The sequence below is a fragment of the Paenibacillus sp. UNC451MF genome, from assembly GCF_000686845.1.
GTDB lineage: Bacteria > Bacillota > Bacilli > Paenibacillales > NBRC-103111 > Paenibacillus_S.
Genome location: NZ_JMLS01000034.1, coordinates 39,677 through 53,026, shown reverse-complemented (window position 1 = coordinate 53,026; position 13,350 = coordinate 39,677). Strand labels below are relative to the sequence as shown.

Here is a 13,350-nt window from a genome sequence, read left to right as displayed (position 1 = left end):
ACACGTCCTACGATTACCACGACATGCTGCCAAAGGTTGGCGCCCAAATCAGCATGTCTCGCCGAGGCAATTGTTATGACAACGCCTCCATGGAGAGCTTCTTTTCGCATTTAAAGACGGAAGCACTCTATCCATATCATATCCGATCCATTGAGGAAGCACAAAGCAGAATTGAAAATTATATCTATTTTTATAACCATCACAGACCACAAAGAAAATTAAACAAGCTGACTCCGGTAGAGTACCGGTGCCAGCTTGCAAAATAGGGTTTTTCTTAACTGTCCACTAAATTGGGTCTTGACCAATTGGACGGGGGGCTTCTTTCATTATGCAGGTGCTTGGCTTAATGCCACCATCAAGCGACCGAGCAACCGCTAGTCAAGCCTAAGCCGAGCTATCCCGCTTATTGCCCTGGGTCCGCACAGCCCTCGCCTAATTATCAGATATGTGGTGAACTTAACAGACTTAAGGGAAGCTTCAGTGATATAATCAAGCCATAGAAGCGAGTAGGGGGAAGCAAGAATGAATAAGAAAATGGCATTATCTATCGTAGGAACCTTAGTGATCGGGATAATGGGCGGCGTAGGGTTAATGATGAACGACTCGGCATACAGCTCGGTAAAGGTAGCGCTCGGTGGTCAAGCGACTCAAAATGCTGTCGGGTCCATTAATGCTCAAGGAATGATTACGACTCAATTTTCCAACGTGGATTTGGAAACCGCATTAATGTCGATTCAGTCCCAACGTACTGAGCTATTGGATAGCCAGCTCAAAACGCAAATGGAAACCATTCAAAATAGAAATAACGAGATTGCCAAATTGAATGAAATTTTAAGTAAACTCAAATCGAATCGACCGCAAAAATCGGGAGACAGCGTTACATTGGATGCGGATTTGCAGAAAAAATTAACCGAGAACGGCGTCCAGGTCCCTTCAGCAAATAAATGGACCCAAGCTGATATAGACCGCGCGTCGGAAACCCTTCGCGGTAAAATCGACAGTTTAAATAGCAGTCAGCAAATGGATATGCTTCGCATGCAAAGTTTGACGAACAAGAGAAACGAAGCTTTCGATACTATGACTAATTTTATTAAAAAAATGGCTGATCAACGCAGCAGCATTATCGGAAATATGAGATAATGAATCAGTACGGGAACCTGTCCTCGACAGGTTCCTTTTTTTATAGAAATCGAAAAAGAGCTACATAGTGAGAAAGGCTGGAAATCCGAATGTCCTTCGATATCGTGGGATTCTTAAGAAACCATACACTGCTGCACGGCGTTCCGGAGACGGAGCTTGAGAATGCGGCATCTACCATGGAAACCGTCTGCTTCCCGGAAGGGGAGTGGCTGATGCATGAAGGCGCGGAAGGGCATGACTGTTACTTTGTTCTGGATGGCAAAGTGCAGGTTCATACCCGCAGCCTGATTGGAAAACAGGTCGTGCTGGCCGAGCTCGGATATGGCGCCTTGATCGGAGAGATCGCATTAATCCGTAATGAGAAGCGGACGGCCGGCATTAGGGCTTTGGGCGAAGTTATGGCCCTCCGACTGGACCGTACGGCATTTGAGAAGCTGGCTGATGCGAGTCCCTACTTCCATGAGAGCTTGACGTATGCGGCAGAGCTTCGCATGAAGCACGGTTTGCTGCGTAAAGCGTCAATCTGGTCGGCCATCCCCGATTCCGAGCTGCGCGGATTAGCCGAAATTACGGTGCGAAGGAATGTGTTGCAAGGGGAAACCATTTTGCTGGAAGGTACTCCTAAGGAAAGCTTTTATATGATAAGCGGCGGGCGGTTCGAGAAAATCTCGACTGGCCAACGTCGTGCGGTCATGGAGACCGGGGACTTTTTTGGCGAAATTGCGCTACTGTCGGAGCAAGCTCAAACGGCGACTATCACCGCCATGGAAGAAGGTGAGTTATTGGTTATGGGCAGCGACGAATTTCAGGCGATCTGGCAGCATTATCCTCCAGTGAGAAGGCAATTTGCGGAGATTATGCGAATCCGGCGTCCAGACCTGGCAATTGCCCCCTCATTCACTGCACCAGATGGAGACGATATTGCGCCGGACGAAGAACACGACCTGTTGCCTGTGGAGAAAGCGTTGCCTACAACTAACCGATCGACTAGGTGGATCGATCTCCTGTTCCTGCTTGGCGGCCTCTTCGCAGGCTGCACTGTCATGGCCGTTTGGCTGCAAAACCAGCTATGGCAAATGGCGGCATTGCTGTCCGGCGGGCTGGTCGGCCCTGTAACTTTCGTAGCCTATATGCGGGGCTCACAGCAGCTTGGATTTTCACATATGCGCCTGGCGTGGGTATTCGTCTTATCGGCGGCTGTCGCGGTTCCGCTTGCCTGGGTGGTGGAACGGCAATGGCTCTTCGGTGTCGCCAGGAGCTCTGCCGGCTTTACGGAGCTAAGCGTGCCTCTTTCGGTAGCCTTGATTGAAGAAGGCGCGAAGCTGATCGTATGCGCGATACTTCTCAGAGGTGGACGGATGAGGTTTCTGATGGACGCCGTCGTGATTGGAGCAGCGGCCGGGATGGGCTTTGCTGCCGTAGAAAGCATCGTTTACGGCTGGTCGTATCTGAAACAGGGTTCGACAGGAGAGATGCTTGCGGTATTGTGGGTTAGAGCGCTACTCTCGCCGCTTGGTCACGGCACTTGGACGGCCATCGCCGCAACCGGGATCTGGTACGGACTGAACAAGCGCCATGCCGCACAGGGGACGCGGTTCGTGTTCCGGCGGCACGGACTGGCTGCAGCGCTCATGTTGGCGGCCGTGGCGCTTCATGCGCTATGGGACTTCCATTTAGCAGAAGGATTATGGAGAATGCTGTCGATGGTTACCGTCGGAGCGGGCGGCCTGCTTCTGCTGTATGGCCTCCTTCGCAAAGGAACGAAGGAGGAGAACCATGCTATTTCAGCCCTGAATCCGCTTCGGCAGGATGAAGCGCTGAATGAAGCTGCTGCAGCAGCAAATGCTCCCAAAGCAAGGCCCCTGACATGCGGGGCATGTAAGTCGCAGTCACCTCCGGATGCTCGCTATTGCGCCCGCTGCGGCCAAGCATTAAGGAGAAAACCATAATCGAACGAAAGCGTCATAGTTTGTAGTCTGGTAATTATAAACTCATCTAACTAACGAGATAGATAGCTGTATAACAACACGTAAAGGCTGCCGCGTGAATTACCGGCAGCCTTTCACTTCGCCGAATATCTAAGTTATGGTGTTTCAATTTTCAGGAGATGATTTTTTAGACAAAGGAATTTGCAAAAGTAGCTTCGAGAAGCAAATAGAAAGGTACAACATGAAGATCACGTGCAACGGCAACCTGCTCATTTATTGAACTTTTTTTTAGGTATTTGCCTAGATGGAGCAGTTATAATAGATTGACAATTGCAGGATGCGCGGGAATTCGGTACAATTACTCATAGCTGCAAATAGTATGTGATATAAGGGGGAACCTAAGGTGGAGCAGGAATATTGTACGTCGACGCAGCACCCGAAATGGTTCGGCCTTGCTGTTCAAGCACTTATTATTATGTCGCAGGAGAACGTAAACACAGCTTGTCCGAGCATTGAGCTCGCAAGATACCTTCAGTCAGAACCTTCTTTGCTCCGCCGTATACTTGCCGTTCTCGCCAAAGAAGGGTTTATCGGAACCAGAGAAGGCCGTGCCGGCGGCTATCACTTAAAGAAACCAGCTGAGTCCATTCGTTTGGTCGACGTATACGATGCATTTCGTGCAGGCAGCAAGCTATGTTTCGGTATTACCGAAACAGCGGGTACGCATCCTTTTGGTAACTGTATGAAAACCGTGCTCGGGGAAATAACTAAAGAAATGGACGACAGCATGCGTGGAGTATTAAGCAAATATACGATAGCAGATATCGCCAATCAATTGGAAACAAACATTTAAAATGAATCCAGGCAATAAGGCAGTTGACAACGGTTTGCTCAGAGTCTATACTGTGCAATATAATCAACAGTTTAATACTATCCACGAGCAGCATATTTTTTTGGAATATACTGTGTGATAATTAACACAGTTTCAGTTACTCCGGAAGCATTTATCATGATGAGACTAAGCACTCATTTCTAAAGGTTGTTTCAGCTCATTTAGAATTAATCCGATTTAACTGATCCATATTTTTATAAAAGTTGCCTGTGGCAAAAAAGTGCAATTTTTCGATTTTAACTGTGCTAGATCATAAACAGTATTTATCCAAAGGAGGATTTTAAATGTCAACTTCAACTCAAACTGGGGCAACTTCCCAACTATTTGCGGATGTTATACGCGAGCGCCGCTCTGTACGTCAGTATGACAAATCCGTTCGGCTCTCCCACGAGCAAATTAAGGAGCTGCTGAAGGAAGCGGCGATTGCACCTTCCTCCTCCAACGTTCAGCCTTGGCGTTTCCTCGTTATCGAGACGGAAGAGCTGAAAGCGAAGCTACTGCCGATCGCCTATAATCAGTCTCAGGTTACGGAAGCAGCAGCGGTGATTGTTGTGTTGGGCGATACAGAAGGCTATAAAAAAGCCGACGAAATATATGGTGAAGCAGCGAAACGCGGCTTCATGCCTGAAGATACGGCTAAATCGTTCGCAGAAAGAACGATTAGTATGTACGGTTCGCTTCCTAAAGAAGTTTTACACAAAATCATTCACATCGACGGCGGTCTTGTTTCGCAGCAGCTTATGCTAGTTGCACGCGCCCATGGCTACGACACGGTTCCGATGGGTGGCTATGATGCAGCCAAGCTTAAGGAAGCTTTCAACATTAGCGACCAATACATTCCGATCATGCTAATTGCACTTGGCAAAGCGGCAAAACCGGGCCATCCGACAACTCGGTTGCCAATAGACGACATTACATTCTTTAACGAAATGCCCGCTAACTAATGAGAAAAAGACCTTCGAACCGATACGATTGTGTACCGGTCTCGAAGGTCTTTTTTCGTTGTGTAAGATTTTCACAATGGAAAAATGAGAGGGGAAAATTGTAAAACTCCGCCAATGGAGATGTGCTTACTAAAGACCATAATCATGTAGCTGGTGGCGATCATACCCTGTAACCAGAATTAGCTAAGGAACGTTGGGTAAGCCACTCAAATGCTCAGCTTCGTGGAGAGCGCAGGCGAGAACTATATCGCCGGTTCATTTAGTGCGTTACTGCCTTAAATAGAAACTATGATTGGACAATGAAAAACTATAAAGTAATATAATAAACTAAAGGGACAGGTTCAAAACTATAATTTCTAGGGGACAAACTCAGATGGAAAAAACTTTAATTACCGACATAGAGTTATTTGCAGCCTCGCTTGCCCAAGTCAGAGTATCCGTAATTCAGCGAACTGCTGATGATATTCCAGTTTTTGTAGACTGCGGACTAATTGAAAAATATTCAACATATTCAGTGAAAATTAATGGCGTGTTCTATGTGCGAGATGAGTCGGAGTATAGAGTAGATCTTAATACATAAGAACTCCATTGAGCTGATGAGTCAATAATTAAACGAAACAAGGAGTAGTTTGCCGCGGCATCTGCTCCTTGTTTTCATTGAAGTAACGGGCAATTAGTAGTATGGTGGTAGCTTGCTGAAGCTTTGGCTAAAGTTGAGAAACGGGATAGTAATGATTAGGTATTAGTGTTATTTCCTACCCATAGATTGGAACAATATGTTACATTGGTTCTGTTATTGAACTCAATTAAAGTCAAATGATTGCAATTGGGATTGGAGTGGAAAGTATGCAGCTAAACATTACTAATGAATTAAATAGTGGTGACAAGTCTTTTGTGAGAGATAGGATGATTGAGTTTAATTTAAAGCATTTCCCTGATGACTTAAAAGGCAGATATCAAGAGGTGAATCTGTTTTTGAAAAATGCCGCTGGTCAAATCTTTGGTGGTATTACAGGGGAAATATGTTGGAACTGGTGCGAGATACATTACCTATTTGTCAATGAAGAACTTCGTAAACAAGGATATGGAAAAAAGCTTTTAGCTGAAGCCGAAAAAATTGCCAAAGAGAAAAAATGCGAATTCATAAAACTTGATACGTTGAGCTTTCAAGCAAAAGATTTTTACATAAAGCAGGGTTATGAGGTATTTGGAACTATTCAAAATGCGGGTAGACATAAGCACTATTACTTAAAAAAGGGCATTATCCATTGAGCTAAAGTGGACGATCAAGTTAGATTGCTAGTCGAACACACTAAATTTGACTCGACGGCAGAATATTAATTCGAAGGGAGCACGTATCGAATGAGGAGAATCCGATTGACAACCGCTGTTTTAGGGATTGCTGCGTTCCTAGCCTTAGGCGGCACCGGCACACCGTTCGTCTGGGCAACAGAGATTGGAGATGTGACCGGGCAGGTCCTATCAACTGATATTCGTGCGTATGTTAACGGTGCCGAGATTTCTTCGCTAAATGTGGATGGCTACACAGCGGTAGCGGCAGAGGATCTTCGGGAATATGGTTTTGATGTGGCTTGGGTGCCTCAGGAAAGGAAGATGGTAATTCGTTACAGCGGGAAGAAAGAGGTACATCCTCTGCCCATCCAGAAAACAACCCAGCCGTCAGGCACAAAGTTAGCCGACGTTCTGTATACGGATATAACAGCTTATTACAGTGATCATAAGATTCCTTCCATTAATATCGGCGGAAGAACAGTCATCAAGCTGAACGATTTGTCCGCTTTCGGGAGTGTCGTGTGGTCTGAGAAGGAACGGAAAATCAGTTTCACTCCCAACGCTGACGATGCCGGATGGTTCACCAACAATCCGCTAGTAGTGCGGGAAAATGGCACTGTTAAGGTAGATGATATTATGATCGGAGACCCGCAGATCACTTGGAACGGGGAGGAAGTCGGCCGGACGATCGATGACTTGCCTATGCTAAATGTAACATGGATTGCTAGCATGCTGGGATATACGGCAAAAGAAACGGAAGACGGCAGTCTGCTGGTTGAAAACGGGACTAACGGATTTATCCTAAGGGATGGCGACAACCATGTGGACTTGATTTGGTTTGGGACCACGGCAGTGAAGGTGGAGCTTTGGAAGCAACCGGTCAAGCAGGACGGTAAATGGCTGCTTCGAGAGCCGGAGCTTAAGGACTTGTTCGGGTATGAGTCAGTGTGGAGCCCGGAGACGCATTTGGAGAACATCACGTACCGGAAGATGATAGTCGAGGATCATGGACTCAAGCAACGTGTTGATAATTACAATTACATTGTCCGTGTGGATGAGTTTTTGCAGGGAACATCCGAACTACCCTTCCTTGGACTTGAAAAAGAAACTAACGGGGATATTGCTCACGCACCGGTTGTAGCAGGCGGTATGGCTGAAGCTATTGACGGCGGGCCTAAGTATAGGATGGATACGTCAATCAAACTTGATCTCGGAACAAACCGGATGCAGCTTCGATTGTCCCAAGGAAAGCGTATTTTATTCGACTCGGAGTATTCTGTGGAGCTTCCCCTGCGGGAGCTAACGGCAATTCTGGACCAAAACACGTCTTTCAGCTCCGGAGATTCCACCCGCCTTTTGAAGCTGACCCCGGAAAAGGCGTATCAGGAAATCTCCAGCTCGGACATGACCTTCTCGGGAACGGTGGACAGGATCAGTGGCACTGGATTGACCTTTAGAATGGATCGCCAGGAGGGAGACGAATACGTGCAGGAAGGCGACCCGGTATCGGTGCCGTTTGAGGGTGATCGCTTTACCTTAAAGGTGAAGTTGTCGGAGGAGTCGGGTATGTACCGGGTGACGGCATACAGCCGGGTCACCAATCCGAAAGGTTCCTTTCAGATGCCGGTAGCTTATTGGTATATTCAGAAAACGGATCCGGCAAAGTCTCGTCATTTATGACATCAAGACGGCTGCAAGTCTCGTTCGATAAGAAGATTACATTAAAAGCCGCTTAAAGTGCGGCTTTTTTTTGTAAAACCAAGTGAGATAAAGAGAGTGCGAACATACGTAAGGCTCATCTTGATGACATACCACAATAAATCAGCATGCGTCGGCAAAGTGGATGTTGATTTTCTTACTATTGATTTGGCCAGTTGTTTATTGACAAACCAATAAAAAACGTAATAAAATATTTTTACGTACAATAAAATATTTGTGTTGTATAAACCGTGGTGTATAAAGCTAAGTATAAAGGAGCTGAAAACGTGGAAATTTCATATGGAGTTCACATGCTTGAGCTGGACTTTCGCGGGAATACAATCAACCCAACCCTTTTGTGGGATCAAGAAATGGCCGTGTTAATAGACACCGGGTTCCCAGGACAAATAGAAGATTTAAGAATGTCTATGAGGAAGGCAGGAGTGTCACTCGACCAGGTGAAAATTGTGATTTTGACACATCAAGATATAGATCATATAGGAAGTCTCCCTGAGATTTTGCAGGAGTGTGGCAGTAAAGTTCAGGTATACGCACACGCACTGGATAAACCTTATATTCAAGGGGAACTACCTCTACTAAAAGATGGACAAATAAAAAATCCCCCCAAGGGTAGAGTGGACAATACATTATTCGATGGTCAGGAACTTGCGTTTTGTGGCGGAATTCGAGTCATCCATACTCCTGGGCACACTCCCGGTCATATCAGCCTTTATTTGAAAAGAAGTAAAACTCTCGTTGCTGGGGATTCGATGTATAGTGTAAACGGAATACTTGGAGGAATTCATGAGCCAACAACACTCGATATAGAGGAAGCTCGACTCTCGTTGAAAAGATATCAGGATCTTAACATTGAATCCGTAATATGCTATCACGGAGGACTAAGCAAGGGAAACATTAATGATCAGATTCGATTATTATAGATTAAACACATCAATTGTACCGACCGCATACTATCCTAAACACACACATGGGATCTGCCTCCCAGGAACACAAACGTCCTGCCCGGCTACCACACTAAAATGAGGTCGACCAGTAAGTACTGGTGACTTTATAATACGAAAAAGCAGAATCGCTAAAAAATATGGTGATTAAAGTTTTGAAATTTTCAAGTATTGTACTATGATAAACTTGATTACATTATTGGATTCGAACGATGATATGGGACAGCACCCTTACTCTTACATAATTTAGAGAACAGTATACCTAAGGAGTGGTAGATATGGCGCGTGTTTTATTTATTAATGGTGGATCAGAGGGTCATATCAATCCAACTATTGGAGTTGTGCAAGAGCTAATTTCACGTGGAGAAGAGGTAGTGTACTTTTCTATAGAAGCTTTTAGGGAGCGTATTGAGAAGACGGGAGCTACAGTACGAACATTTGACGATCAAAAATTTATTAAAGCCTTTATCTCAGGTGGAAGAGATTATTTACTCGAAAGAATCAACGGTCTTTTACTTACGGCAGATATAGTCATACCAAGCGTTCTTGAACAGATCAAAGGAGAGCATTTTGATTATATCATCCATGATTCCATGTTTGGTTGTGGACGTTTACTTGCTCAAATTCTTAAGCTTCCTGCAATCAACTCTTGTACTTCTTTTGCACAGACAAAAGGTTCATTCGATGAAATGTTGGAACAATTTTATAGACAAGTTCCTTCAGAAATAGTTAAACCTATAAACGATAGATTTCAAAGCCTGACGGCAATGCTGAAGGAAAAATATGATGTGGAGATCCATTCTCCTTACGAAGTGTTTTGTAATCCTGCACCACTTACAATTGTTTATACAACAAGGGAGTTTCAACCTTATGGAGAAGCCTTCGACCAAACTTATAAATTTGTAGGTCCATCCATCACTTCACGATCAACCCAAGAAAACTTCGACTTTACTGCAATCAAGGAGAAAAACCCCATTTACGTTTCACTGGGTACAGTCTTTAACCATGCGATTGATTTCTATAAGCTTTGTTTTGAGGTATTTGGGAACACTGATCATACTATCGTCATGTCTATTGGGAATAAAGTCCAATTTTCTGATTTAGGGGAAATTCCTAAAAACTTCATCGTAAAAAATTATGTTCCTCAAACGGATTTACTGCAACACACTAAATTATTTATTACACATGGTGGAATGAACAGTACCAATGAAGGTCTCTATTACGGGGTTCCGTTAATTGTAATCCCGCAAAGCGCGGATCAGCCGATAATTGCCGGGCAAGTCGCCAATATCGGAGCAGGCATTAAATTACAAATGCAAAGCTTGACTGCAAATCAACTACGTGAAGCCGTAGATCACGTGTTAAGCCTATCATCTTTCAAGAAAGCTGTTGCACATATTAGGGAATCCTTTCGAAAATCAGGTGGGTATCACAAAGCTGTTGATGAGATTTTCGAATTTAAAAATCAATATCCTATCTAGATAAAAGTATGTTTAGCTACTAAAATGTTGACTTTTCCCAGAGGTGGTAACTGCAATCAAGAGCTCAACAAGATTACTGTGCTAAATGGAAGGCAACAAGTCAGTATTTTTCCCTGTTGAGAGGATCCTGCTGATTGTCAGGATCGGCAGGATTTTGGCCATTACGCCGGATGAAACGAACGTTTGGATCGCTCTCTTCGGACAGCAGCGATGCTGGAAAATTGTAAAATACGAAAAGCTTCCCTGCTCGTCAAGTGGGGAGGCTTTTCGTATTTTAGATGGACCTAAATGGATCGGGAAACTCTATGAATCTCATAAATTACTTGCTAGAAGTAATATTTTCCATTTATAGTAAGAGAGATCATAGATGAAGAGGGGGATAACATTGATGTATGGTTGGAACAAGAGGGGAATCATAGCGCTGCTGGTCACGCTGCTCGTGCTGGCGGGCTGTCAGCCGGTCGACGGATTTGACCCGGTGAAGCTGTTTGAGCAGGAAGCGGAGCTTGCTTCCTATGAAGGGTCTGCATCTCTGAAGTTTGAATTTGATATCGACACCGATAAGTTTAGCAAAACAGATGAGCTCGGGATTGGCTATCAGAGGTCCTATTTGGAGGCCTACGAGCTACTGAACGGTCTGGAGCTTCGCATTAACGAGCTGAAGGCTAATAAGAAGTCTGGAACTGTTTCCGGTAAAGGCTTGCTGACCAAGGCTAAGCTTCAAATCCCGTTCGAATATTCGGTGGAAGGGGATAAGGCAATAGTTCAAGTGGAGGGCGCACGGCATCCGATTACACTGAAGCTTGGAGAACTGTCCGATGAGCTTCCTTATCGGTGGAATAAATGGCTGAAGTTGGGGACGGCTTCGACACCACTTTCTGATGCGGGCAGCGAGCGGGAACGCGATTTGACCAAGAAGGGGCTCCAACTGCTGGTCCGCAACCTGCCTAATACAGATAGCTTGTCTATACAACGGAACCAGGTAGTTGATGTTCATGGCAGTCAAGCGACAGGGACCACCGTGGCTTTCGATGTGACGGCTACTCAGATGCCGGAGCTGCTGAAGAAATACTTACGCTCGCTAACATTGGATGACAAAGGGCTACGGGACATGGCGGACAGCTTGTTCGAATACCTCAAGGATGAGGAAGCGGTCGGAGGTCGGTACAATGAATGGTTTACCGATAAAGAAATGTCGGTGGAGGGAATTTACGGGGCCGAGAAATTTATTCTCGCAACACTGGCTTCGATCGTAACAACGAAGCAGCAAGAGATTCATATTTCTCCGGATACTCGGGTACATCTCGATATGTTTGTCGACCCGCAGCAGTTTGTAAGAAAAGCCGACTTGAACGTCCAGTTCAAAGAAGAGATCGGCGGACTTAAGGGCGGTAAGGTGCGGTTCCAGATGGAGCGTTGGAATATGAATGGCTCGGTTCAGCCTGCGGCTCTAGCCTCGCGGGATGCGGTAGACGTTTCCCAGCTCGATACCCCGGAGGCAGTCATGGAGCAGGTGGATGAAAACTCCGCATTGTATACGTTTTTAAAGCACGATTTGAAAGTGACCCGCAAGCAGTTCAGCCTGTGGCTTATGAATAAGACCGAATTCGATACTATGGCAGAAAGTATGAGCGATTCCGACGACTACTTGTCGAATTACGGCTTTACCTCTGACGATGTAGCCTATGGACAGGTACGTAAAATAACCGAGCAGCTAGGCTATAAGGCGGAATGGGACAGCACGAACAATAGCGTCGTGGTCAATACAGGTAAAAAGGAAATCCGCTTTACGCAGGATAGTGCTACGGCTATTGTCGACGGCCAACAGGTTGATATGGATCATAAGGTATTATTCATTCATGGAGTCTACTATGTACCGGTTCGCTTCCTTGTAGAGCAGCTAGGCGGAGAAATTCACTGGAACCCGGATGAGTCTTTCATGCTGACAGTTACCAAAAATTAACTGGATGCCTAGCGCCCTCAAAAATAATGACGTAGAAAAAAAGCGGGATCATGTCCATTTCAGATGTGGAAAATGATCCCCCGGCTCCAAAACTAACGCCGGAACCTGAAACGACTCCCGTACCATCTGTATGGGAAGTTGAACAACGAGCTTTATCATATCCAAAACGTGAACGTTTATATTGAATCATTTTTGGTATAATATTTGGTAGATAAGAAGATTAAATTTCTGGTTTTAGGAATAATGAGAGAAACGAGGGATGGAAATGTCGTATATCGTTGATTTTAAAAATGTGTCTACGGTAGGTTTAGAGTCTTCACCTGTAGCGGAAGCGCTTGCTGGTTTACGTGCTAATGAAGCCCGTTACTTTATGAACAAATACAAACATGAATTTATGGTTGTACCAGCTAGCGAAAGTCAGGAGAATCTCGATTATGTGAACCGCATTTTGAAAGAAGAACGTGATATTGCGTTTGCAGCCAAACCTTTAGAAACGTCACGTTTTCAAGTGGAAAATATCCAATTTACCTACGTCTTTTATGAGAATGGTCTTGGGATCAATGTCATGTATACAGTTGATGACCCTAAGAAGCGGGCCGTTGGTTTTAAGCTTTCTGAGGGGATGGAGGTACCAAAGGAGTTAGAAGGGAAGTTTAAGTTTGCTAGGCAAAAGTCTAAACTAGCTGGAACAATTCGGGGCTCGTTTTTTGTTATTAAAGGACAATATTAAAGTAAGTCAAAGCGTACGATAGCTCCATATACTACTAAGACGCGGCTGCCGACATCGATCGACAGCCGCGATATAGGACTTAATTATCTCGTCAGAAAAAATGATTCATTTCGATGTTGCATTGGGTAATAACAAATACGTGGGAAGTGGTAACTAACAAATCAACTAGCATATAACGGAAGAACATGATTCCATTGGATTCGATGCGATCCGGAAAGGTTGTTGATTTACATGTACACTGGAGAAAGTACCAATCGCCCTAGAGATGAAAATCAATCTTTAACCGTTCGGTAACAAACTCTGATCCCTGTAATATTTA

12 protein-coding genes are annotated in these 13,350 nt (G+C 44.9%); all 12 read left to right on the top strand.

The genetic code is table 11. The annotated features are described in order from the left end of the window. Window positions 1-266: integrase core domain-containing protein (locus tag BP97_RS0127480; RefSeq protein WP_028551991.1), on the top strand; the 266-nt coding region annotated here is incomplete at its 5' end. A gap of 256 nt (window positions 267-522) precedes the next feature. Continuing rightward, window positions 523-1,140: a hypothetical protein gene (locus BP97_RS0127475; protein ID WP_028551990.1), complete on the top strand. Its 618-nt coding sequence runs from the start codon at window positions 523-525 to the stop codon at window positions 1,138-1,140. 89 nt (window positions 1,141-1,229) lie between these two features. Further along, a complete protein-coding gene (locus tag BP97_RS0127470; RefSeq protein WP_028551989.1) occupies window positions 1,230-3,089 on the top strand; it encodes a cyclic nucleotide-binding domain-containing protein in 1,860 nt (619 codons plus the stop codon). Between the two features lie 382 nt (window positions 3,090-3,471). Beyond that, on the top strand, window positions 3,472-3,921 hold the full coding sequence (locus BP97_RS0127465) for an RrF2 family transcriptional regulator (protein WP_028551988.1): 450 nt from the start codon (window positions 3,472-3,474) through the stop codon (window positions 3,919-3,921). Window positions 3,922-4,244: 323 nt separating this feature from the next. Further along, a complete protein-coding gene (locus BP97_RS0127460; protein ID WP_028551987.1) occupies window positions 4,245-4,904 on the top strand; it encodes a nitroreductase family protein in 660 nt (219 codons plus the stop codon). A 373-nt stretch (window positions 4,905-5,277) separates the two neighbouring features. Beyond that, on the top strand, window positions 5,278-5,484 hold the full coding sequence (locus tag BP97_RS0127455) for a hypothetical protein (RefSeq protein ID WP_036746630.1): 207 nt from the start codon (window positions 5,278-5,280) through the stop codon (window positions 5,482-5,484). 266 nt (window positions 5,485-5,750) lie between these two features. Beyond that, window positions 5,751-6,176, top strand: coding sequence for a GNAT family N-acetyltransferase (locus BP97_RS0127450; protein WP_028551985.1), 426 nt, complete (start codon window positions 5,751-5,753; stop codon window positions 6,174-6,176). Between the two features lie 90 nt (window positions 6,177-6,266). Continuing rightward, window positions 6,267-7,877: a hypothetical protein gene (locus BP97_RS0127445; protein ID WP_028551984.1), complete on the top strand. Its 1,611-nt coding sequence runs from the start codon at window positions 6,267-6,269 to the stop codon at window positions 7,875-7,877. Window positions 7,878-8,182: 305 nt separating this feature from the next. Then, window positions 8,183-8,836, top strand: coding sequence for an MBL fold metallo-hydrolase (locus BP97_RS0127440; RefSeq protein ID WP_028551983.1), 654 nt, complete (start codon window positions 8,183-8,185; stop codon window positions 8,834-8,836). Window positions 8,837-9,135: 299 nt separating this feature from the next. Further along, window positions 9,136-10,338: a macrolide family glycosyltransferase gene (locus BP97_RS0127435; protein WP_028551982.1), complete on the top strand. Its 1,203-nt coding sequence runs from the start codon at window positions 9,136-9,138 to the stop codon at window positions 10,336-10,338. A gap of 388 nt (window positions 10,339-10,726) precedes the next feature. Next, on the top strand, window positions 10,727-12,301 hold the full coding sequence (locus BP97_RS0127425; protein WP_028551980.1) for a copper amine oxidase N-terminal domain-containing protein: 1,575 nt from the start codon (window positions 10,727-10,729) through the stop codon (window positions 12,299-12,301). Window positions 12,302-12,566: 265 nt separating this feature from the next. Next, window positions 12,567-13,031, top strand: a complete 465-nt coding sequence (locus BP97_RS0127420) for a hypothetical protein (RefSeq protein WP_028551979.1) — start codon at window positions 12,567-12,569, stop codon at window positions 13,029-13,031. Window positions 13,032-13,350: the final 319 nt, after the last annotated feature.

What these genes read in the sequence shown, in the direction of transcription:
- BP97_RS0127450 (WP_028551985.1), top strand. Translation starts at nt 5,751, where the DNA reads ATGCAGCTAAACATTACTAATGAATTAAATAGTGGTGACAAGTCTTTT.
- BP97_RS0127445 (WP_028551984.1), top strand. Translation starts at nt 6,267, where the DNA reads ATGAGGAGAATCCGATTGACAACCGCTGTTTTAGGGATTGCTGCGTTC.
- BP97_RS0127435 (WP_028551982.1), top strand. Translation starts at nt 9,136, where the DNA reads ATGGCGCGTGTTTTATTTATTAATGGTGGATCAGAGGGTCATATCAAT.
- BP97_RS0127425 (WP_028551980.1), top strand. Translation starts at nt 10,727, where the DNA reads ATGTATGGTTGGAACAAGAGGGGAATCATAGCGCTGCTGGTCACGCTG.
- BP97_RS0127455 (WP_036746630.1), top strand. Translation starts at nt 5,278, where the DNA reads ATGGAAAAAACTTTAATTACCGACATAGAGTTATTTGCAGCCTCGCTT.
- BP97_RS0127460 (WP_028551987.1), top strand. Translation starts at nt 4,245, where the DNA reads ATGTCAACTTCAACTCAAACTGGGGCAACTTCCCAACTATTTGCGGAT.
- BP97_RS0127420 (WP_028551979.1), top strand. Translation starts at nt 12,567, where the DNA reads ATGTCGTATATCGTTGATTTTAAAAATGTGTCTACGGTAGGTTTAGAG.
- BP97_RS0127475 (WP_028551990.1), top strand. Translation starts at nt 523, where the DNA reads ATGAATAAGAAAATGGCATTATCTATCGTAGGAACCTTAGTGATCGGG.
- BP97_RS0127470 (WP_028551989.1), top strand. Translation starts at nt 1,230, where the DNA reads ATGTCCTTCGATATCGTGGGATTCTTAAGAAACCATACACTGCTGCAC.